The sequence below is a fragment of the Pedobacter psychrodurus genome (assembly GCF_004331735.1).
Lineage (GTDB): Bacteria > Bacteroidota > Bacteroidia > Sphingobacteriales > Sphingobacteriaceae > Pedobacter > Pedobacter psychrodurus.
In genome coordinates this window covers 13,662-35,543 of sequence record NZ_SJSO01000025.1, presented here as the reverse complement: position 1 = coordinate 35,543, position 21,882 = coordinate 13,662, and the positions used below count along the sequence as shown (strand labels likewise).

Here is a 21,882-nt window from a genome sequence, read left to right as displayed (position 1 = left end):
ATCAGAAATTAAACCCAGAATATACCTGAAATCAGGTAGAAAAAAATGGTATTATATGGTTATTGTAAAGCAAAGTGCTCATTTGTTTATTTGTAGTTCTATTTTTTTAAATATAATTATGAAAAACATCAAAATTAAAACATTTGTACTTTCTTTTTTTGCCTTAGTGTTATTTACAGGTTTAATGTCGTGTAAAAAAGATGGGGGAGAATCGCCATCAAAATCTTCACACAAGGTAGTTTTTAAACTCGAAGCATCGGCAGGTAGCAACATTAGTGCTGTAGTTTATGGCTACGATTCACAAATTACCACCGCAACGAGCCTTAGCGGAACTACCTGGACAAGTCAGGAGATTACGGTGCCAGCAGGAACCATTTCTTTAAACATTGCTGCAAATGCAACAGGCGCCAATGCTAATTCTACGTTAAAAGTGCAAATTTATGTAGATGGAGAATTAAAAAGAGAGGGCACATCTAGCGGCGCAATCTTAAGTGCATCAGCATCGTTAAGTTTGTAGGTTGGTTCATTGGTGGGTAATTCATAGTTGAAAATTGCCAACTACAAACTGATAACGCTTAATTGAGTCTCGTTCATTAGTCCATTGGGTTTGTTTGGGTTAGGTAAAACATTTTATAGTCTTAAAGTAAAATGTTTTCATACGCTCATCAACCTATGGGCTTTTGAACTTTTATTGCATTATCTTATTGATCTTCAATATTTGATCTATTGGGGCATCAGGTATCGGCGAAGAACCAACAACTGATAAACCAATGACTAAGAAACCGATTTCTATTGCCTAATCGACTTTCAGCATTCCGCCTTTTTTCCCTACATTTGGCTAATCAAAATTCTCATAAAATTATGCAATACGATGTCGTTGTTATCGGTTCAGGGCCGGGCGGTTATGTAGGCGCAATCCGTTGTGCTCAGTTAGGTTTAAAAACTGCAGTTGTTGAAAAATATAAAACTTTTGGTGGTACCTGCTTAAATGTAGGCTGTATCCCGTCTAAGGCTTTATTAGATTCTTCAGAGCATTTTCATAACGCTGCTCATACGTTCACTACCCATGGTATCAACTTAAAAGATTTAAAGGTTGATATGAAACAAATGATCGCCCGTAAAGACGATGTTGTTGCTCAAAATACAGCCGGTATCACTTATTTGTTCAAGAAAAATAAAATCGATTCTTTCGAAGGCGTTGGTTCTTTTGTAGATAAAAATACTATCCTGGTAACTAAAGCCGATGGTTCTACAGAAACATTATCAGCTAAAAATGTAATCATTGCTACAGGTTCTAAACCAACAGCTTTACCGTTTTTACCCATTGATAAAAAACGCATCATTACTTCAACTGAGGCTTTAAACATTAAAGAAGTGCCAAAAACCATGGTGGTAATCGGTGGTGGTGTAATCGGTTTAGAGTTAGGTTCGGTATATGCCCGTTTAGGCACAAAGGTTTCTGTTGTTGAGTTTTTGCCATCTATTATCGGTACGATGGATGCTGGTTTGGGTAAAGAACTTCAACGAGTGTTAAAGAAAACATTAGGCATGGAGTTTTACATGGGCCATAAAGTTACCGGTGCTACCACTAAAGGTAAAACCGTAACGGTTAATGCCGAAACACCAAAAGGCGAAACCATTTCTTTAGAAGCCGATTATTGTATCGTTGCTGTTGGCCGTACAGCATATAGCGAAGGTTTAGGTTTAGATAAAATCGGAATCACGGTAGAAGAAAGAGGTAAGAAAATTCCGGTTAATGAGCATTTAGAAACTTCGGTGAAAGGTGTTTATGCTATTGGTGATGTAATTACTGGTGCTATGTTGGCGCACAAAGCAGAAGATGAAGGTACATACGTTGCCGAAACTATTGCAGGTCAGAAACCACATATCAATTATAACTTAGTCCCTGGTGTGGTATACACCTGGCCAGAGGTTGCTTCTGTAGGTTTAACAGAAGAACAGCTAAAAGAAAAAGGTGTTAAGTATAAAACTGGTTCATTCCCTTTCAAAGCCAGCGGACGTGCAAAAGCGAGTATGGATACCGATGGCTTCATTAAGGTATTAGCCGATGCCGCTACCGATGAAGTTTTAGGTGTACACATGATCGGCCCGCGTGCTGCTGATATGATTGCAGAAGCGGTTATTGCCATGGAATTCCGTGCATCTGCCGAAGATATTGCACGTACTTGCCATGCGCATCCAACTTATACCGAAGCCTTAAAAGAAGCTGCACTTGCCGCAACTGATAATAGAGCGATACATATTTAATCGATAGGTCGGTGTTAAGGTCGATTAATTAAAGTTTAATATTTTGGGCATGCCCCAAGCTGCGCAAGGGTCGGGCTATACGTTAATTCCCGATAAATCGGGAGATTTACACTCCTATCCCTCATGCAAAAACCTAAAGCCGATAAGAAATTGTCGGCTTTTTTACTTTAGTCTGGTAGCTTTAATCTTTTTGCATTGGTCTTTATATTTTCTTAATAAAATGATAACAAACAACGCCTAAAAATTAACGTTATGCGCCTCTATTTTTGCGGTTCAGATATTAAATAAACCATGAACTGTAAAAAACTATTTGGTGCAATCCTTATTGCGTCGTTGGCATTTACTGCCTGCAAAAAAGATCCAACTGATGATCCGATTGTAGATCCTCCAGTAGAAGCTATCGTTCCTGAAAAAATCGACAGCTTTAAAGAAACTGCTTCCATTGATTTAGGTGGAGAATTTGCTTCAGAAATTTCTGCATACGACCCATTAACAAAAAGATTATTTGTAGTAAGCAATGATGGAGGCACCAAAGTTGATGTAGTTGATATGAGCAAATATCCAACTGTTACAAAATTGCAGACCTTAACCTTTGCAAGTAATGCTGGTATTAATAGCGTAGCGGTAAGTAATGGTTTATTGGCAATCGCTTTAGATGGTTCAGATAAACAAGGGAATGGCGATGTAGTAGTATTAAAAACGTCAACTTTAGAAGAAGTTAAAAAAATCACCGTAGGTGCCATGCCCGATATGGTTACTTTCAGTCCAGATGGAAATTACATTTTATCAGCTAACGAAGGTGAACCAAGTCTTGCTTATACGGTTGATCCAAAAGGAACCATCTCCATCATCAATATAAAAGATAATTATTCGGTTAAAACATTAGATTTCGCCGCTTTTGAAACACAAAAAGCAACTTTGCTTTCGGGTGGATTCAGGATTTATGGTTTAAATGCGAGTTTTACACAAGATATCGAACCCGAATATATTGCAGTAAGCGCTGATTCTAAAAAAGCATACGTTACCTTACAAGAAAACAACGGCGTTGCCGAGGTAGATATTGTTGCAGGAACAATTACTAAAATAAATCCGTTAGGCACTAGAGATATCAGTCTAGCCGACAATGCTTTTGATGTAAGCGATAAAGACAGTAAAAAAGTTTTAGGCACTTGGCCAATCAAAGCTTTTTATCTGCCAGATGCAATTTCGTATTTTACTGCTGGCGGTACTGCCTACCTGGCTTTAGCCAACGAAGGCGATACCAGGCAAGATTATACACCAAAAGATGCAAAAGAAGAAGTACGTGTAAAAGATCTTGTTTTAGACCCGATTAAATTCCCTAACGCTGCAACGCTACAGTTAGATGCCAATTTAGGTAGGCTTACAGTAACAAATACCGTTGGTTATACTTTAGTTGGAGCCAACAAAGTATATCAGGAATTATACTCAACAGGGGGAAGAAGTGTAAGCATTATTAATGCAAATACCGGCGCTTTGGTAGCTAACATCGGTAAAGACTTAGAGCAACATGTAATTGATGCAGGTAAATATGATGATGACCGTTCTGATAATAAAGGTGTAGAGGTAGAAAGTGTAGTCGTTGCCCAGGTAAATGGGCAAACCTTAGCTTTTATTGGTATGGAACGTGCAGATATGATTGCTATTTATGATTTAACCATTCCAACAGCACCAAAATTTGTGCAATTGTTCGCTACAGGCGACGCCCCTGAAGGTTTGCTATTTGTTAAGCCAAAAGATAGCCCAAATGGAAGAAGTTTGTTAATTGTTTCAAACGAAGCAGACGGAACAGTGAAGTTCTTTCAGCCCGATAAAATATAGTCTCTCTATCCCTTTATTAATTATTATGTTTAACCCCGATGCGAAATCGGGGTTTTTTGTTTTTTCTCTTGTCGTCATTTCGACTGAAGCCCGCCGGTTTTTCATCGGTGGCGAAATTGAGAAATCTACGAAAGGCGATACATCAATCTTCTTTAAAAGATCTCTCTCCCGAAAATTCGGGACTGCACTATATTTTTGCCAAGTAAAAAACTATATCATTTTTAAACAGGCTCTAAAAATTAAGTCCTATATTGCGATACAAAATAAAACTTTAGGGGTGCCTTCAAAATAAGTTGGCTGAGAACATACCCATTTTATAGGTTAAAGTAAAAGGTAAAAGGCGGAAGGTGAAATCCTATGCCCTAAACCTTACACCCTATGCCATATAAATGAACCTGATCCGGATAATGCCGGCGTAGGAAATTAGTTTGTCTGCAAAAATTGCGTATAATGCATCCTGCATTTGAAGACTCCTGAAGTTGTATAACAAAATGAAGTCTTTAGCAATGAATTATATTAATGTATTAACAATAGCGGGTTCAGATAGTGGAGGCGGTGCAGGCATTCAGGCCGATTTAAAAACCTTTTCTGCTTTGGGTTGCTTTGGTACCTCGGTAATTACGGCAGTAACAGCACAAAATACAATGGGCGTGCGGTCGGTGCATGGCATTCCAGCCGAAATTATTAAAGATCAGTTACAAGCTGTATTAGAAGATATAGTGCCCGTAGCTATTAAAATCGGAATGATTAATCGTGCCCAAGTGGTGCAGGTAATTGAAAAGGAATTAAAAATTTATAATCAATACGTCCCCATTATTTTAGATCCTGTTATGGTAGCCACCAGCGGCGATAGGTTGATCGAAGCTGATACGGTTACCCAATTGGTTGAAAAATTATTCCCGCTGGTAACACTGGTTACCCCAAATATAGATGAGGCGATTATCCTTTCGGGGCAAGAGATTCATAACCTCGATGACATGATTGCTGCGGGTAGAAAAATTATAGGAAAAGGGGCGAAAGCCGTTTTAATAAAAGGAGGGCATTTAATCGGGCCAATCATTTACGACGTCTTTATTGCTGAAAACGATGCTCCCGTTATATTAGAAAGTGCCTTTATTGCTTCTGAAAATCTACATGGAACAGGTTGTACGCTTTCTTCTGCCATTGCTGCCGAAATGGCTAAGGGTAATGCTTTACTAGTCGCAATTAAAAATGCAAAAAACTATATCAGTGAAGCGTTAAAAACTGGTAGCGAAGTAAAAACCGGCAAGGGCAACGGCCCATTAAACCACTTTTTCGAACCTTTAAAATTAATCATTCAATGAAGTGGAGCGAACAGGCATGGGACAGCGTAAAACCAATTTATGCCAAAATTTTAGAAATGCCTTTCAATACCGAATTAAGTAATGGCACCTTACCCGCAGAAAAGTTTATCTTTTATTTGGCTCAAGATGCTTACTACCTTTTGGAGTTTGGCAGAACTTTAAGTACGATTAGTAGCCGAATGCAAGATGCAGATTTGGTGATGGCTTTTGCCGGATTTTCTACTGGTGCAATTTTTGCCGAACGTAGTTTGCACGAAAGTTATTTTGTAGAATTTGGTTTAGCTAACGAAGTGCAACCCACCCCATCTACACTTTTGTATACCAATTATATCCTCAGTCAGGCCGCGTATGCCAATGTAGAAGTTGCAGTAGCCGCTGTTTTGCCATGCTTCTGGATCTATAAGGCAGTGGGCGATCATATTTTTGCGCAGCAAAATGGCGATCAGAATCCTTATAAAAGGTGGATCGATATGTATGCGGGCGTCGAATTTGCTTTAGCAGTAGAAAAAGCGATCAATATTGCCGATCAACTGGCAGCGCAGTGTAATGCAGCAACTCAACAAAAAATGCTGTCTGTTTTTAAAATGGCAACCCGTTTAGAATGGATGTTTTGGGATAGTGCTTATGAACTGGAAAAATGGAAAATCTAAGATTTTAACCCGGTTGGCTGTAAATATTTTGATAAAATGTTAAAAAATTGTCGGTATTTCCAATTGATTTAAGGAACTTTGCAGTTCGATCTATAATTTAACACATCATTTTGGAAGACAGTACGCAAGAACAGGGGATATTAAGAAAACAAGAAGATAAACCTGTATTAGCACAAAGCTCTCCAAAACAAGTACGTTTTGCCATATCTGCCTTTTACTTTATGCAAGGAGTCTGTTTTGCAAGTTGGGCCAGCAGGATACCCACTTTTAAAGCTTCGATGGGTTTAAATGATGCAGAATTAGGATCTATTCTATTTGCATTGCCTGCAGGGCAGATTATTACAATGTTTTTTTCGGCAAAATTAACCACTCATTTTGGCAGTAAGAAAATGCTTGTGGCGACTGCGCCACTTTATGCAATTGCATTAACTTTTTTAGCATTAGCCACCACTGGTTGGCAGTTGGCTGCTTTTTTGGTACTGTTTGGTATAACCGGTAACCTTTGTAATATTGCATTAAACACACAAGGTGTCGCAGGTGAAAATTATTACGGTAAACCCATTATGAGTTCTTTCCATGGGGCTTGGAGTATTGGTAATTTAGCCGGGGCTTTAATTGCCCTTGGATTGGTTAACCTAAAATTAGGCATGTATACCCATTTCTGGATTATTGCGCTGATATCCTTAAGCAATGTTGCACTTAACTGGAAAAAGTTGCTAAACTATAATAAACCAGATGCTGTAGTAGAGAAAACAAAGTTTTTTACCATGCCGCAGGGTATTTTAGTATTGTTAGGCGTTATCGCATTTTGTAGTATGGCCACCGAAGGGACAATGTTCGATTGGAGTGCTATTTATTTTGAAGATGTTGTGAAATTACCTCATAATAAGGCAATTATTGGTTATGCATCATTCATGTTTATGATGGCAAGCGGAAGATTTTTAGGGGTGTTTTTAATCGGTAAATTCGGGCGGAAAAATCTCCTGCAAATCAGTGGCGCCATTATATCGATAGGCATGGCGCTTGCCGTAATATTTCCAAACGTAATTGTTGCCATTTTTGGCTTTATGCTTATTGGTCTGGGTGTTTCGAGTATTGTACCAATGGTATATAGCATTGCCGGTAACAATAAAAAAGTACCTGCTGGTAAAGCCATAACCATGGTTTCGAGTATCGGTTATTTTGCATTTTTGTTTGGCCCGCCATTAATAGGTTATGTTTCGCAACTATCAAGCCTGCGTTATTCTTTCGGGATAATTTCTGTTTTTGGTTTGCTGATTACTTTCCTGATCACAAAAATAAAAGCGATAAACTAGACTGGGATCGGCTTAACGATTTGAATTGATTAACAGAGAGGTATAGCAGGGCTTTCATTTTTAAATAAAAATGTATTCAATATTTGGAGCGCGCCGCTTGTGCATAGCGGAAAGTTCCTTTCCGTTTTACGCTTCGCTTCCTCGTAACTCGTTGCTGCAGGGTAATGCTCAATGTCATTAAGTTAAAGAGAAAGCAAAAAATATTGTCATCCTGAGCCTGTCGAAGGACAAATATTTTTTTGTTTTCGACTAGCAAAGGTCTTCGACAGGCTCAGACTGACAACTCGTATGCTTAACTTAATAACATTGGGTAACGCTTCAACCGGGGCTAATGGGCCTAAACAGTATTTCATTTTTGGGGTTGCAGGGTGCACAAACCCTTGTTCGTAAACCCGATTGGAGCGAACATCCCGATTTTTTGATCGGGATAAAGCATAAAGCGGGACTGGTGCCCTCCAAGAACCACAGGCCAATCATTTCCTAATTTTAAAACAATCATTTTCATTTCGAGTGCAGTCGTAGCTACAGGGTAACGATTACTACTTTTGTCCTATTCTTTCTTCACCAATCCATGTTCTTTTAGGGCTGCAATAGCCAGTTCGATTAACCTTAAATTTTCTTCCTGATGCCCATGTTGTACTTCAACATTAATATAAGGAATATTATTCTGCATGGCGTAAACCGAAAGAGAGCCATCGTTGGAAACAAATTTAGATTGGAGAATTACATTCACATTCGCTTTTTTTAGGCTCTTGAATAACCTGGGCTCGGTTACGTAAACAAGATCATCGCCATCCATCTGGAAGTTAATATAAACCGAATCGGCCGTGCTGGCTAAATCATATCCTGGCAAATAAGAAGAAATACCAAAACCACCATCAGCATTGTTATGCAGCGTTAAAAAATAACCTGTAGCTTTTGGGTCGTAAAAATCCACTATTTGTTTGCCCGCATTAAGTATCGCTTTTTCAACTTCATTAGAGCTGAAAAAATCTTTTTTTAACCGTGTTTTTACACCTACTTCGGTATAAATGGCGTTAGGATCTATACGATATTGATCATCCATATAGGTGAAATAATAATCTCTTACACCACCATATTGACTGTCGATGAGTTCGCCGCCGCTCCAACGAATATAATCAAAGCCTGCTTTTACACCGGTATCTTCATTATCATGTACGACTAAAAATTTAATGCCATTAGGTTTGTAACTGTATTTTACCAGGGTGATGTCTAGGTTATAGAGCTTAATAGAGCTCGAATCTGTAGTCATCGCCGGAAAAACAGGAGGGTGTTGAGCATTAACCAAAAGGGAAGAGCAGATCAGGAATAGGCTAAAAATGAATTTAAACATAATGCCTAATATACAATGTTGTAACATAATTTGTTTGAAGACAACATTGTATAATTATCTGCGCAGCATTTAAAAAGAAGTCAAGTTTCCACTAGCACTTTGTCCGTTTAAACTAGACTTCTTGGATAAAACTTCATATAAATAGTGGTGGTTCGTGGGGACACGAACCATGGCGGCGTGTTACGTTTGGAACTCAACAAAAAAGCCCCGATTTGGGGTCGGGGCTAATTGATTGTTAATCTGGATATTTATTAATGTTTTAGATCCACATCATATTCGAGCACATCTTTGTGGTCGTATGGTTCTACCATCAGCTCATCGATTGTTTTAACTTTTTTGTTGAAACCTAACTTATCCAACATAATATCGAAAATTAAGTAAACTACCGGTACAACGATCAGGGTTAAGAATAATGAACTGGTTAATCCACCTACGATAACCCATGCCAAACCATTTTTCCATTCGGCACCTGCACCACTTGCTAATGCAATTGGAAGCATACCAAATATCATGGCAATAGTGGTCATCAAAATCGGGCGTAAACGTGCATGGTTAGCCAGAATTAGCGCTTCTATGGTAGATTTTCCTTCAGCTTTCATATGGTTGGTGAAATCGACCAAAATGATCGCATTCTTGGCTACTAAACCCATTAGCATAATAAAACCTAAAATGGTAAAAATACCGATTGAGTTATTGGTTAAGGCCAATGCTAAGAAAGCTCCGATTAAAGCCAGCGGTAACGAGAACATCACCACAAAAGGGTAAACAAAACTATCATAAAGTGCTACCATAATCAGGTATACCAAAATAATTGAAGCCAATAAAGCAATACCTAAAGTACCAAAACCTTCACTTTGGTTTTCCTGATCTCCAGCCCAGGTATAGCTTACGCCGATTGGCGCTTTTAGTTTACCATTTTTTTGCATTTCTTCCAGTTTCGCCTGGAACTCAGCAACCACGGTTCCTGTTGGTCTACCGATTGATTGTGCTTGAACGGATACAGATGTCGATTTGTTTAAGCGTTCCAACTGACTCGGGCCTGAACCTTCGGTAATATTTGCAAATTGCGATAACTTAATCTGTTTGCCTTCAGCGTTTACAAAAATCAGGTTGCGCACATCATCAATATTTTTTCTGTTAAAATCCTGATATTGAATATTAATGTCGTATTCGTACTCGCCTTTTCTATATTTACCATCGGTATTACCCGCAAATGCAGTTTGCATGGTAGAACCAACAGTTTGTAGCGTTAAGCCAACTGCCGACATCTTATCGCGGTCTACCTGAACATTAATCTCAGGTGTTCCTTTTTCTACCGATAATTTAATCTCCGTAGCTCCAGGAATTGTTCTAAGCACCTTTTGAGCACCTTCGGCATATTTTAGAGCACTATCCAAGTTAGAACCCATTACCACCAAGCTGATAGGCGCATTTTCAGCAATGCCCAAAATACTGATCGGAACGGTTTTAACTTTAGCTCCAACTAATTCTTTTGCCAAAGCACGACTCATTTTTGTGGCAAAAATATCTGAAGACATGCCTTCGCGTTTATCCCGCTCAACCAGTTTCACATTAATCTCTGATTTGTATGCTGTTGCCTGGGTTCCACCGAAATCGCCACTCGCCTGACCTACTGTAGTAATTAACTGGATAATTTCAGGTTGTTTACTTAAGTAAGCCTCTGCTCTTTGGGTAAAGAAGTTGGTTTGCTCTAACGGAGCATCCTTAGGTAATTCTATTTGGATTAAGAACTCGCCTTTATCAGATTTAGGGAAAAACTCCGATCCAATAAAACCTGCTCCGGCTAACCACATTGCAGCAACGAATAATACGACTACTGCTAAAATGGTACGTCTTTTATGGTTTAAAGACCATGTTAAAATGCTGGTAATCCAAATCGTGAATTTTTTAAGCTGTTTTTCGAACCATAAAATAAATCGCCCAAACATGTTTTTGCCTTCTATATGCTCTAACTTTCCAAAACGTGAGAAAAGTAACGGAACAATAGTGAATGAAGCCACCAATGAAAGTAATGTTGCAATAATTACCACCACACAGAACTGACGTAGAATATTAGATACCAAGCCCGAGCTGATTGCGATAGGGAAGAATACCACCACAATTACCAAGGTAATAGATACTACCGTAAATCCAATTTCACGTGTTGCATCAGAGGCAGCCCTTACTTTGTTTTTACCCATCTCCATGTGTCGCTGGATATTCTCCAATACCACAATGGCATCATCCACCAGGATACCTACCACCAGGGACAGTCCTAGTAATGACATTAGGTTTAAGGTGAAACCAAATAAGCTGATCCCAATAAACGTAGCAATTAATGATGCTGGGATGGATACCATTACAATTAACGCATTACGTAAACTGTGCAGGAAGAAAAGCATTACGAAAGCCACCAAAACAACCGCAAGGATTAAATCGTGGATAACGGCATCTGCAGATTCTAGTGTGAAAATCGAACTGTCGTTTACAATTTTAATGTCGAGATTATTGGCTTTATATTCATCTTTAAGTTTAGCAATAATGGCATGTGTACCTTTACTTACCTCTACTGCATTTGCATCACTTTGTTTGATAATCTGGATTGCGATGGATGCTTTACGATCAACACGTGCCAGTTTTTCGGTTTCTTTTTTCGAATCCTGAACATCGGCTATATCACCCAAACGGATCTGCGCACCATCTTTCGAAGTGGTTAAAACCAGATTTCTTAATTCTTCAATACTTCTGTATTTACCCGATAAACGAATTAAAACATCCTGATTTTGTGTTTTAACACTTCCGGTAGGGAAATCTAAGTTAGAACTTAAAATTAGTTGCTGCACCTGAGGTACAGAAAGATTGTAACCTTGTAACTTGTCAGCATCTAGCGAAACCTGGATTTCACGTTCTGAACCACCAATTAAGTTAACCTGAGCAACACCCGTAACCCTTGAAATAACCGGAGCAATACGTTTATCAATTAAATCGTAAAAGGTTATATCATCCATGTTTGCAGATGCAGTCATCGTAATAACCGGTAAATCATCTAAAGAGAATTTACTTAAAGATGGTGTTTTTACATCTTCAGGTAAATTAGAAAGAATGGCATTTACTTTACGTTGCGCATCATTCAATGAAATATCGATGTTGGCCTTATCTGTTAAGGTAATGGTAACCGTTGATAAACTCTCGAACGATACAGAGTTGATCTTTTTAATGTTTTCCATCGATGATACCGCATCCTCAATCTTTTTGGTTACGGTATTTTCAACCTCATTTGGTGAAGCACCAGGGTAGATGGTCGAAATAGATACTACGTTGTTAGAGAATTTTGGAAGTAATTCATAACCCAACGAAAAGTAACTTAGTAGCCCAAGCAAGGTTAATGCGGTAAACACCACAATCACCAGCGAAGGCCTTTTTATAGATATATCTGTTATCTTCATTTTAATTAGTATTGCGTTTTGCGATTGGCGTATCGCGTTTTTAAAGCCGAATAAATCTTTCTAACTTATTTTACGATACTTACTGCAGTACCTTCAGCTAAATTAATCTGACCACTGATAATTACAGTCTCACCTTCTTTTAAGCCATCAAGAATCTCCACATTGTCTCCTAAAATACGACCAGCTACCACATTACGTGTTTTAGAGGTATTGTTAGCTTTATCCAATACAAAAACCTGGTTGCTGCTCACACTACCCACAAACGATGTACGTGGAATAAGGATGCTTGGCGCCTGTTTAGGGAACTTAAATACCGCAGTACCGTACATACCCGCTTTTAAAGTGTTTTTGTGACTGTTCTCTACTTCAATTTCAATCGGGAAGTTTAAGGTTGCATCGGCTTTAGCAGCGATGAAAGTTACTTTTCCGGAGAAATTATCAGTTGGGAAAACCGAAGATTTAATCTCGATCTGATCGCCGATTTTAAGATTAGCAACCTGCGATTCGTTAACGTTTACTTTTAGTTTTAATTTAGAAACATCAACCAACTCGAACAATTGCGTACCCTGAGTATTAACAAAAGCACCAACTTCGATGTATCTTTTGTTTACGATACCGCTAATAGGCGATTTAATGTTGGCATCACTTAATCTCCTTTGTGAAGCCTGTAAGCGAAACTTTGCATTTCTTGTCGCCAACTTAGCCTGATCTAACTGCTGTTGGGTAACCCCGCCAGTTGAGAATGAGCTTTGGTATCTGGCCTCATCCCTTACCGCATTTTGGTAGGTAGCCTCAGCAGTTTCTCTATCTGTATTGATAATTTCGGCATCAACACGGGCTAAAACCTGCCCTTTACTTACGCGGTCACCTTCATCAACATAAATAGCAGTAACACGACCTGCATTTTCTGATAAGAAGTTAAGTTCTTGTTTAGGAATAAAGTTTCCGTTTGCACTGAAATCTAAATTCACAGCTTTTCTTTCTACTTCTGCAACACGAACGGCAACAGCACCACCACCTTTAGCAATGAAAGCAGTTTTTTCTTCGTTCTTCTTTTTATTGTTGCTTAAAACATAAGCTATTGCACCAAGGGCAATAACAATTACGATAATTATGGTAATTACTCTTTTCATTTCTATTGTACTAGCGATTTAATATTTCCGTTTGATTTTATTAATTGTATTTCGGCTATTTTGTAATTCAATAAAGCCTGTGTATAGCTGTTCTGTGCCTCAGTAAGTGCATTTTCTGTATCCAGAAGATCGGTTAAAGAAGCTAAGCCATTGTTATAATTGTTTTGTGTGCTTTTGTAAATTTCCTGGGCTAAATCCGCATTTTTACGTTGCGATTTAATAGTGTTGATGTTGTTCCGCAATTGGATTTTCGCGTTCTCATAAGCCAGGTTTAACGAGTTTACAGATTCTTTTCTGCTCTCTCTTGCTTTTTTAATATCCACATCTGCCTGGCGAATTTTTGAACGTGTTAAAAAGCCATTAAAAATTGGCACTTTTAAAGTTAAACCAACCGCCGATGCACCATATCCAATTGCAGCAGCATTAGATTTTAAGAAATCGAAGCCATCACTTTGGCTCGAGTAGGTATAATTACCTGTTAAAGCCAGAGATGGATAATATTCAGCAACGTATGCCTTTCTTTGCAGTGATAGAAGTTTATCCTGATTATCCAAAAGTTTAACCTCTGTTCTGTTTGCCAGATCGATAGAATCTGTAAATACAGGTAAGGTAGTTACCTCTGTTAATTCGGTAAAAGGTAAGCTGATCGGCGTAGAAACCGGCATACCCATCGAGAATTTTAACTGATTCTCCAATTGGGTAATGGCATTGATCACCTGCTCGCGTTGTGTATTCAGGTTAGTTAAATTTACAGTAATACGGTCAACATCGATTTTCCTGGCCAAACCATTTTTAAACTGGTTTGAGACAATTTTTTCTACAATATTCACATTTTTGATGTTGGTATCGATTACATTTAACTGCTGCCTATTTACCAATACTTGGTAATAGTTGTTGGCAACCAGTTCGATAATCTGCTCTTCTGTTAATTTCGAAGTAAGGTTGTAATATTCCTCACTGGATCTTGCCGCTTGCAAGCCTGTAAAAACCTGTTGGTTAAACAATTGTTGCGAAAGCTGAACACCTGCTGTCGAATTCCAGTTCTGGCCTAATTTGATCGCCTGTGTCTGTCCGCCGAAATTAGCAACCAATTGGCCAATAATAGGGTTGTATGTTAAACCAACATTTCCTGTTAATTGAGGTAAGGCCTGCGCCCTAACTTCCTCTACCTTGTATCTTCCGCCTTCAATATCCAGTTTCGAGTTTCGAATCTTGGTGTTGTTTTGGAGCGCATAGGTTAGCGCATCTTTTAAGGTAACTTGCTGCTGAGCAACTACCAACTGCGGTAAAGCCGAGCCGATAATAAGTATGAGCATTAATTTTACCATTTTTACTCTAAGCATAATGTATTGTTTTTTTGTTTTTGGGTTCTTATCTATTTAAAATTTGTGGCCCGTTTACAATTGGTTTTATCAATGTTTCGGCCGTAGTATTTCATTCTGAACATCTTAAACCTCTTACAAATATGGTAGTGAGGTTTTTTTGTTTCAGCGTCATTCTGTTAAATGCTTTTTTATCCGGGAAAAGATCTTTGCCTGTTTCCATAATGCACATCGTGCAAAGGCCCATCAAACTTTCCAGATAAAGTTCTGCAACGTGGGCAGTATCATCGTGCTCTATTTCTCCTTTTGTTTTGGCCTGAGTAAAAATTTCTGCAAAGAATTCTTTCTCAGAGCCTTTAAGGGCTTGTAACTTGCCTTTTATTATATCATCGTTTAACAGATCAGGAATACCTTCGGTAATCCTTAACATGTAATATTTTTGGAAGAAAGTGTTCCTCACTTCTATCGTACTGAAAAGGATGTCTTCTAAAGGCTGATCGGGATTGTATTTCTTTTTGATCAACTCAAAGAAGTCGTTAAATACCCTTTCTATCACTCCAATAATTAAATGCTTCTTATCTGGGAAATAATAATAAAGCGATGGTTTGGAAACAGAAAGGTCTTCTGCTATATCATTCATTGTGGTTTTACCAATACCAAAATGGATAAAGCGTTTTATAGCACCATCAATAATTTGCTCTCTCTTTTTATCGGCTACAATCATTTTACTTTTCTACTTTCTGACTTTTTTAATATTTTAGTCAAAAATAGTGCTAAAAAATGATTTGTCATGAAAGGTTTATTAAAAAGCGCGTTAAGCTTACAGTTTTATGACACAATTTTGATTCTCGGTCTGTTTATATATCTTTACAAACCAATCATTTAGAAACTTGTCAGTATTAATCAACATCATTATTGTACTCTTTACCATTATTTCAATGGAGTGTTTGTCTTGGTTTATACACAAGTATTTATTCCATGGGCCACTATGGTTTATGCATAAAAGTCACCACCAAAAGGCAAAATCATTTTTCGAATGGAACGATTTGTTCGCTGTTCTTTTTGCTACGGTATCCTTATTTTTAATGTATGTAGATCGAGATAGTTTAAATTATCGATTTTTTGTTGGTTTAGGCATTAGCTTATATGGCATGATTTATTTTGTAGTGCATGATTGGTTTGTGCATAGGCGTTTTAAAACTTTCAAAAGTAATAACACCTATTTGCAGGCTGTACGGAAAGCGCATAAAATTCACCATAAAAATAGAGGGAAGGAAAAAGGAAAGGCCTTTGGGCTGTTGTTTGTGCGGAAAAACTTAATACAAATTGATTAAAATATTTTTTAACCTCTGCCATGAGAAAAATTTACTATGCTTTTGTGCTTTTATCACTAGTTGTAATCACATCATGCGGCAAAAAGACGGATAAAGACCGCGCTATTGCACTTGTAGAGTCTAAATACGAAAACAGTAATCAGGAACTGAATTTTAACGGTTCAAGATTAGATAGCCTTTACAATATTTCTCCTCGGGCTTATGCCGATAGCCTAAAAAAAGGAAATGAGTTGGATGTTACCTTAGCTGCACTGGAAAGTCAAATCGAGCACTTGAGTCAGGCAGAATCGGATAGCGTAGGGTTAATTAGTGCTAAACTCACTGAAGAAAGATATCGCCTTTTAGACCTTGCAAAAATGAAACCCGCTTTTATTGGCTGGAAACTTTCTGGTGTAGCTGTTGAGGGAGAGAAACCTGAAGTTTTAAGTTTTAATTTTGATAAGGGGATTACCAAAATCGTTCCTTAACTATTTTTTATTTTAATTTGCAGCATAACACAAAATCAACATGCTTCAAATCCAGGAAAATATTTCGTTAAAACCATATAATTCGTTTGGTATCGATGTTAAGGCAAGCTACTTTGCTGAGGTATTTTCTGAAGCAGATTTGGCCAGGCTGTTTAAAAACGAGATCGTAAAATCTCAAAAGCTCCTGGTTATTGGTGGGGGAAGTAATGTGTTGTTTACTCAGGATTATAACGGATTAGTCGTTAAAATCAGCATCAAAGGCATTCAATCCGAAATTATTGATGGTAAAGTTTTGGTAACTGCCGGTGCTGGCGAAGTATGGAACGATTTTGTAAACTACTGTGTTGGGCATCATTTTGCAGGTGTAGAAAACTTAAGCCTGATCCCCGGTACGGTTGGTGCATCGCCCATACAGAATATCGGTGCTTATGGTGTAGAGCTTAAAGACGTTTTCGAAAGTTGTACCGCATTTGAAATCAAAAGAGGAAAAATTAAAACCTTTAGTTATGATGATTGCCACTTCGGTTACCGCGAAAGTATTTTTAAAGGTGAGCTGAAAGGTCAGTATATTATTACGGCTGTTACTTTTCGTTTGTCGGCAGAAGCAAAAATTAATACTTCCTATGGTGCTATTGAAACCGAGTTGTTGAACAGGGGAATCGAAAAGCCGAATATTGCCGATGTTTCTGCCGCTGTATCGCATATCCGTGTAAGCAAATTGCCCGATCCGTCTACTATTGGTAACGCAGGTAGTTTCTTTAAAAATCCAGTGATCGAAAAATATGAATTTGCCAATATTGTGGCAAAACACCCTGATGTGGTACACTATCCTACAGCTGATGATAAAATTAAATTGGCAGCAGGCTGGTTAATTGAGCAATGTGGCTGGAAGGGTAAAGTGCTCGGCCAAACAGGTACCTGGAAAAACCAGGCTTTGGTTTTAGTTAACCACGGACATGCAACTGGCACAGAAGTGTATAATTTTTCTGAACAGATTATAGACAGTGTAAAGTCTACTTTTGGAGTCACTTTAGAAAGAGAAGTAAATATTCTGTGACGAAAGCTTGCTCTTGCATGGTTGTACGCTTTTGGCACCGTGCCAGAAAATTTTGGTACTAAGTTTGTTTAGGTTTAAGTGAATTGATAATAATTCATTTGTTTTTTTTACTACCTAAAGCTAAATATCATGACAAAATTTGAATTCAATCATCTGGTTAATCATCACTCGGTATCGCTTAGATCTTATGCTTTAAATTTTACTAAAGACGCAGAAGACGCAAATGATTTAGTTCAGGATACCATGCTGAAAGCGATCACTTATTACAATAAGTTTAAAGAGGGTACGAATTTAAAAGGTTGGTTGTTTACCATCATGAAAAATACTTTCATTAATAACTATCGCCGATTGGTGAAAACTAATACATTAATTACGCAGAGTGAGGATATTTCTTCTGCAAATCTTTCATTTAGCGCAACTAAAAATCAGGCTGAGAGTAAATTTGTACTGGGCGATATTGATAAAGCCCTTTCACAATTACCAGAGGAGTATTATGTTCCTTTTATCCGTTATTTTGAGGGGTATAAGTACCATGAAATTGCAGATATGTTAGCTATTCCGATTGGGACAGTAAAAACGCGTATCCACGTAGCAAGAGGAATCCTTAAGAAATATTTGAAAACTTACTCGAAAGAAATTGCCACATCAGAAGTGGCTTAAGATACATCCATCGAAAAACTAGAGGCTCAGATTTATCTGGGCCTTTTTTGTTTATAGCTACTTCATTCCCACGCAGGTGGGAATCTTAAAGCATATTCTATTACGATCCCGAATTAATCCGGGATGACGAACCACCAAGTCCCCATTCCGATCATGCTGATTTTTCAAATTGATCGTCATACTGATCCGATAGCTATCGGATTTATTTCAGCATCTTTTCGATAAGGATTCTGAAATGAAGGCCAGATTTGAAACTAGTTATTTACAAAGTACCGTAAAAAGCAAAAGGCCTGAAAAATTCAGGCCTTTTTGCTTATCATATATTTGGTTAGTTGATTCTTATTTTTTCTTTCAACAATTCGCCTTCTCTCTTATTTCGAAACAAATGCAAAGCCCGAACGATTGTGTGTTTTAAAGCTTTAATGCAGTGTTTTTGTTTTGTGGTTATAAAGATAAGGGAAATTTTAAATTTGTCAAGCTTTTTTTAACTTTTTTTTTATTTCTTTTGCTACCACTTGCCCTGAGATGATTGCAGGTGGTACACCAGGCCCCGGAACGGTTAATTGTCCGGTATATAAAAAATTTGTTACCTTACTTTTCATCTTCGGTTTTAAAAAAGCCGTCTGTTTCAAAGTGTTTGCTAATCCATACGCATTTCCTTTAAAAGCATGGTAATCTGCTACAAAATCGTTCATGGCATAACTGCGTTTAAACAAAATGTTATCGGCAATATCGTTTCCGGTTAAATCTTTAAAGCGCTCGATCAGTAAATTAAAGTATTCTTCTCTTTTGCTTTCGTTATCTGCTAAATCGGGAGCAACTGGAATTAAAAAGAAAAGGTTCTCGCAGCCTTCTGGTGCAACACCTGGATCGGTAACCGATGGGCAACAGGCATAAAAGAGTGGTTTTGATGGCCATTGTGGATTGGTATAGATTTCTTCGGCATGTTGATCAAAATCTTCATCAAAGAATAAGTTATGGTGTAATATGTTGTTTAGCTTTTTATTTAATCCAACATAGAATAAAAGGCAGGATGGAGCCATGGTCCTTTCATTCCAATACTTTTCACTGTAATTACGGTAAGGTTTATCAAAAAGGTGTTGATCTATATGGTGATAATCGGCATTGCCCACCACAAAGTCGCTTTTAAAGCTGCCCCTATTCGTAACTACATACTCTGCCAGGTTGTTTTTTACTTCAATTTTGGTTACCTCCGTATTGAAAATAAATTTCACGCCCTCGCTTTCAGCTATGTGCTGCATGGCCGTCACAATTTTGTGCATACCGCCCATAGGATACCATGTGCCTAAAACAAGGTCAGCATAGTTCATCAAACTGTATAAGGCAGGGGTGTTTTGTGGCGTGGCTCCTAAAAATAAGACCGGGAATTCTAAAAGTTTCCTCAACCAATCGTTTTTGAACAAATGGTGCACATGTTTCCGCATATTCCCCAAAAGTTGTAGCTTAATGCCGCTAATGGCTAATCTCGGATCGAAATATTCCATTACGCTATGCGAAGGTTTAAAAACATACTCGTTCATGCCCACATCATATTTGTATTTGGCCTGATCGAGAAAATGTTTTAAGTTTTTGCTGCTTCCTGGTTCTAGCTTCTCAAATAAAGCATATAAATCTTCCAATGTTGCTGGAACATCAATCGTATCCTGTTTGCCAAAATAAATACGATAAGAAGGATTTAATCTTTCTAGCGTGTAAAAATCAGAAGCAGTTTTGCCGAATAAGTTGTAATAGTTTTCGAAAACATCTGGCATCCAGTACCAACTCGGACCCATATCGAAAAGAAAGCCGTCTTTTTGCCAGCTCCGTGCCCTGCCACCGGCCATTTCGTTTTTTTCGATAACTGTAACATCACAACCATCTTTAGCCAATAAAGCTGCAGCAGCCAAACCTGCAAAGCCGGCACCAATAATGGTAACTGTGGGTTTTTTCTCCATGGTGTAAATAAAGGAATTTTATTGCGTTTTGTTTTTGTTATTCTAATATTCTATTATTCTGAGCATGGCGAAGAATTTTTAAAGCCTGTAGAGTATAGGTGCTTAATAAAGTATATGTTTTACCATTAAGGAGTTAAGAAAGTTAAGATGGATTGTCTTAATGTCCTTAATTTCTTAATGTTGAAGAGTGAATATCTGCCAAGAGAACTCTTGATAGATTTCTTACCTTTGTCACATCTCATGATTAAACTACGCATTATATTTTTTCTGCTATTTGCAGCAAGCCATATTACTTACGCCCAGTTATCTACCCAAGAAATTGCGATATTAAAAACTAATATGGTTAAGGCGGTAGAAAACTCAAAGCTAACTGACTCGTTATTTGCCAAGCTAAACAAACTGCCCAATAAAACCGCCCTAATAACCGGTTACATGGGAACGTTGGAGGCGCTTAAAGCCAAGCACTCGTGGAATCCCTACAACAAGATCAAGTATGTGAGCCGATCGCTCAAAACCATGCAAAAAGCAATTAATATGGATAAGGAAAATATGGAGATCCGCTTTATGCGGTTTTCGATTGAATTTTATACACCTTCCTTTCTCGGTTTCAGTAAAGATTTAGCTCAGGATAAAAAAGAGATTGTTAAACATTATCAAAATGAAAATTTTGGTCTTGCCGATCGCGAACTGGTTAAAAACGTAGCTAAATTTATGATCGACAGTAAAAAATGCACCCCAGCTGAAGTTAAAATTTTGACAAAACACCTGTAGAATGAATTATACCTACCTAATTATCAATTTTGCTGTAATTTTCTTTCCCTTTGTTTTATCATTCGATAAAAAGGTTCATTTTTTTAGCAAATGGAAGTTTGTATTGCCTTCAATATTAATTACAGGCCTGGTGTTTTTAATTTGGGATATCCTGTTTACCAAACTCAATGTATGGTCTTTTAATCCCGATTACATTATTGGCGTGAATCTTTTGGGGCTACCTTTAGAAGAGATCCTCTTCTTTTTAACCGTTCCTTATGCCTGTGTGTTTATTTACGAATGTTTAAACGCCTATTTCCCCAAAAACGATCTGCAGAAGTATAGTTTGGCCTTGAGTAATCTGTTCCTCGGACTTTGTGTGGCCATTTTATTTTTTGGTTATAACAGGTGGTATACGCTGATCAATTTTGGCTTTTTATTTATGGTGCTGGCTTATGTAGAATATCTAAATGTGGAGTTCAGGTTTATGTACAAATTCTATAGGGCCTACCTGGTTTCGCTTATTCCTTTTTATATTGTAAATGGGTTTTTAACCTCTATCCCCGTGGTGATGTATAACGATAAGCAAAACCTTGGTTTTAGAGTGGGTACTATTCCTTTCGAAGATCATTTTTATTTAATGGGGCTTTTGCTAATGAATATTTACCTGTACGAAGTTTTTAAAAGCAAGGGTGGTGAAAGCCAAACGTAAAATAAAATTGTTTATTTTTTTTTGGAAAACGAATGTTCAGTAGCTCTTGGCGGGTTCAGTCCCGCTTTCCATTACTCCCGACTTAACGTCGGGATTCATTACAATCGGGTTTAGAAACAATGGCTTTTGCACCCTGCATCCTCAAAAATGAAATGCTGTCGTGGCCAACTAGCCGCGGTTGAAGCGTTACCCTGCAGCAACGAGGTACGAGGCAGCGAAGCGTAAAAGCGGAAAACGGGAAGGAACTTGGTGTTTTGTAGCGACCTTGTGCTTCAAAAGAACAGCTAATTAAAC

General features: G+C 37.9%; 19 protein-coding genes. 13 read left to right on the top strand and 6 right to left on the bottom strand.

Annotation, left to right across the window (positions count from 1 at the left end; translation table 11 throughout):
• Positions 1–118: 118 nt before the first annotated feature.
• The 7 genes from EZ456_RS21615 to EZ456_RS21585 all read left to right on the top strand — a co-directional run bounded on the left by EZ456_RS21615 (position 119) and on the right by EZ456_RS21585 (position 7,398).
• Entirely contained in the window at positions 119–517 is a 399-nt protein-coding gene (locus EZ456_RS21615) for a hypothetical protein (protein WP_131533761.1), read from the top strand.
• 344 nt (positions 518–861) lie between these two features.
• On the top strand, positions 862–2,268 hold the full coding sequence (gene lpdA / locus EZ456_RS21610; protein ID WP_131533759.1) for a dihydrolipoyl dehydrogenase: 1,407 nt from the start codon (positions 862–864) through the stop codon (positions 2,266–2,268).
• 291 nt (positions 2,269–2,559) lie between these two features.
• Positions 2,560–4,107 (top strand): choice-of-anchor I family protein, encoded by a 1,548-nt coding sequence (locus tag EZ456_RS21605; RefSeq protein WP_131533757.1) that lies wholly within the window; start codon positions 2,560–2,562, stop codon positions 4,105–4,107.
• 25 nt (positions 4,108–4,132) lie between these two features.
• Entirely contained in the window at positions 4,133–4,399 is a 267-nt protein-coding gene (locus EZ456_RS25430; protein WP_131533755.1) for a hypothetical protein, read from the top strand.
• A gap of 199 nt (positions 4,400–4,598) precedes the next feature.
• Positions 4,599–5,432, top strand: a complete 834-nt coding sequence (thiD, locus tag EZ456_RS21595; RefSeq protein WP_225876595.1) for a bifunctional hydroxymethylpyrimidine kinase/phosphomethylpyrimidine kinase — start codon at positions 4,599–4,601, stop codon at positions 5,430–5,432.
• Positions 5,429–6,082: a TenA family protein gene (locus EZ456_RS21590; protein ID WP_131533753.1), complete on the top strand. Its 654-nt coding sequence runs from the start codon at positions 5,429–5,431 to the stop codon at positions 6,080–6,082. The genes thiD and EZ456_RS21590 overlap by 4 nt, the downstream gene beginning before the upstream one ends.
• A 110-nt stretch (positions 6,083–6,192) precedes the next feature.
• A complete protein-coding gene (locus EZ456_RS21585; RefSeq protein ID WP_225876594.1) occupies positions 6,193–7,398 on the top strand; it encodes an MFS transporter in 1,206 nt (401 codons plus the stop codon).
• Between the two features lie 550 nt (positions 7,399–7,948).
• On the opposite strand, the gene EZ456_RS21580 is transcribed toward EZ456_RS21585, so the two are convergent.
• From EZ456_RS21580 to EZ456_RS21560, 5 genes are all read right to left on the bottom strand, one after another.
• Positions 7,949–8,752 (bottom strand): hypothetical protein, encoded by an 804-nt coding sequence (locus tag EZ456_RS21580; RefSeq protein ID WP_131533752.1) that lies wholly within the window; start codon positions 8,750–8,752, stop codon positions 7,949–7,951.
• Positions 8,753–9,003: 251 nt separating this feature from the next.
• Positions 9,004–12,198, bottom strand: a complete 3,195-nt coding sequence (locus EZ456_RS21575) for an efflux RND transporter permease subunit (protein WP_131533750.1) — start codon at positions 12,196–12,198, stop codon at positions 9,004–9,006.
• Between the two features lie 65 nt (positions 12,199–12,263).
• Positions 12,264–13,331 (bottom strand): efflux RND transporter periplasmic adaptor subunit, encoded by a 1,068-nt coding sequence (locus EZ456_RS21570; RefSeq protein ID WP_131533748.1) that lies wholly within the window; start codon positions 13,329–13,331, stop codon positions 12,264–12,266.
• Between the two features lie 2 nt (positions 13,332–13,333).
• Positions 13,334–14,674, bottom strand: a complete 1,341-nt coding sequence (locus EZ456_RS21565) for a TolC family protein (protein ID WP_131533746.1) — start codon at positions 14,672–14,674, stop codon at positions 13,334–13,336.
• 91 nt (positions 14,675–14,765) lie between these two features.
• Entirely contained in the window at positions 14,766–15,377 is a 612-nt protein-coding gene (locus EZ456_RS21560; protein WP_131533744.1) for a TetR/AcrR family transcriptional regulator, read from the bottom strand.
• Positions 15,378–15,543: 166 nt separating this feature from the next.
• Between EZ456_RS21560 and EZ456_RS21555 the strand changes: the two genes are divergently transcribed.
• The 4 genes from EZ456_RS21555 to EZ456_RS21540 all read left to right on the top strand — a co-directional run bounded on the left by EZ456_RS21555 (position 15,544) and on the right by EZ456_RS21540 (position 18,171).
• Positions 15,544–15,987, top strand: a complete 444-nt coding sequence (locus EZ456_RS21555; protein ID WP_225876593.1) for a sterol desaturase family protein — start codon at positions 15,544–15,546, stop codon at positions 15,985–15,987.
• A gap of 20 nt (positions 15,988–16,007) precedes the next feature.
• Complete coding sequence (locus tag EZ456_RS21550) at positions 16,008–16,454, top strand: hypothetical protein (protein ID WP_131533743.1); 447 nt, start codon at positions 16,008–16,010, stop codon at positions 16,452–16,454.
• A 40-nt stretch (positions 16,455–16,494) separates the two neighbouring features.
• Positions 16,495–17,511 (top strand): UDP-N-acetylmuramate dehydrogenase, encoded by a 1,017-nt coding sequence (murB, locus tag EZ456_RS21545; protein WP_131533741.1) that lies wholly within the window; start codon positions 16,495–16,497, stop codon positions 17,509–17,511.
• Between the two features lie 129 nt (positions 17,512–17,640).
• The gene (locus EZ456_RS21540; RefSeq protein WP_131533739.1) at positions 17,641–18,171 is read left to right on the top strand and encodes an RNA polymerase sigma factor; all 531 of its coding nucleotides are present in this window, start codon (positions 17,641–17,643) and stop codon (positions 18,169–18,171) included.
• A 473-nt stretch (positions 18,172–18,644) separates the two neighbouring features.
• Here the strand turns inward: EZ456_RS21540 and EZ456_RS21535 are convergent, their stop codons facing one another.
• Entirely contained in the window at positions 18,645–20,126 is a 1,482-nt protein-coding gene (locus EZ456_RS21535) for a phytoene desaturase family protein (RefSeq protein WP_131533737.1), read from the bottom strand.
• 240 nt (positions 20,127–20,366) lie between these two features.
• Here EZ456_RS21535 and EZ456_RS21530 point away from each other — a divergent pair, with 240 nt between their 5' ends.
• Positions 20,367–20,897: a hypothetical protein gene (locus EZ456_RS21530; protein ID WP_131533735.1), complete on the top strand. Its 531-nt coding sequence runs from the start codon at positions 20,367–20,369 to the stop codon at positions 20,895–20,897.
• Between the two features lies 1 nt (position 20,898).
• Entirely contained in the window at positions 20,899–21,588 is a 690-nt protein-coding gene (locus EZ456_RS21525; RefSeq protein ID WP_131533733.1) for a lycopene cyclase domain-containing protein, read from the top strand.
• The last annotated feature ends 294 nt before the right edge of the window (positions 21,589–21,882 follow it).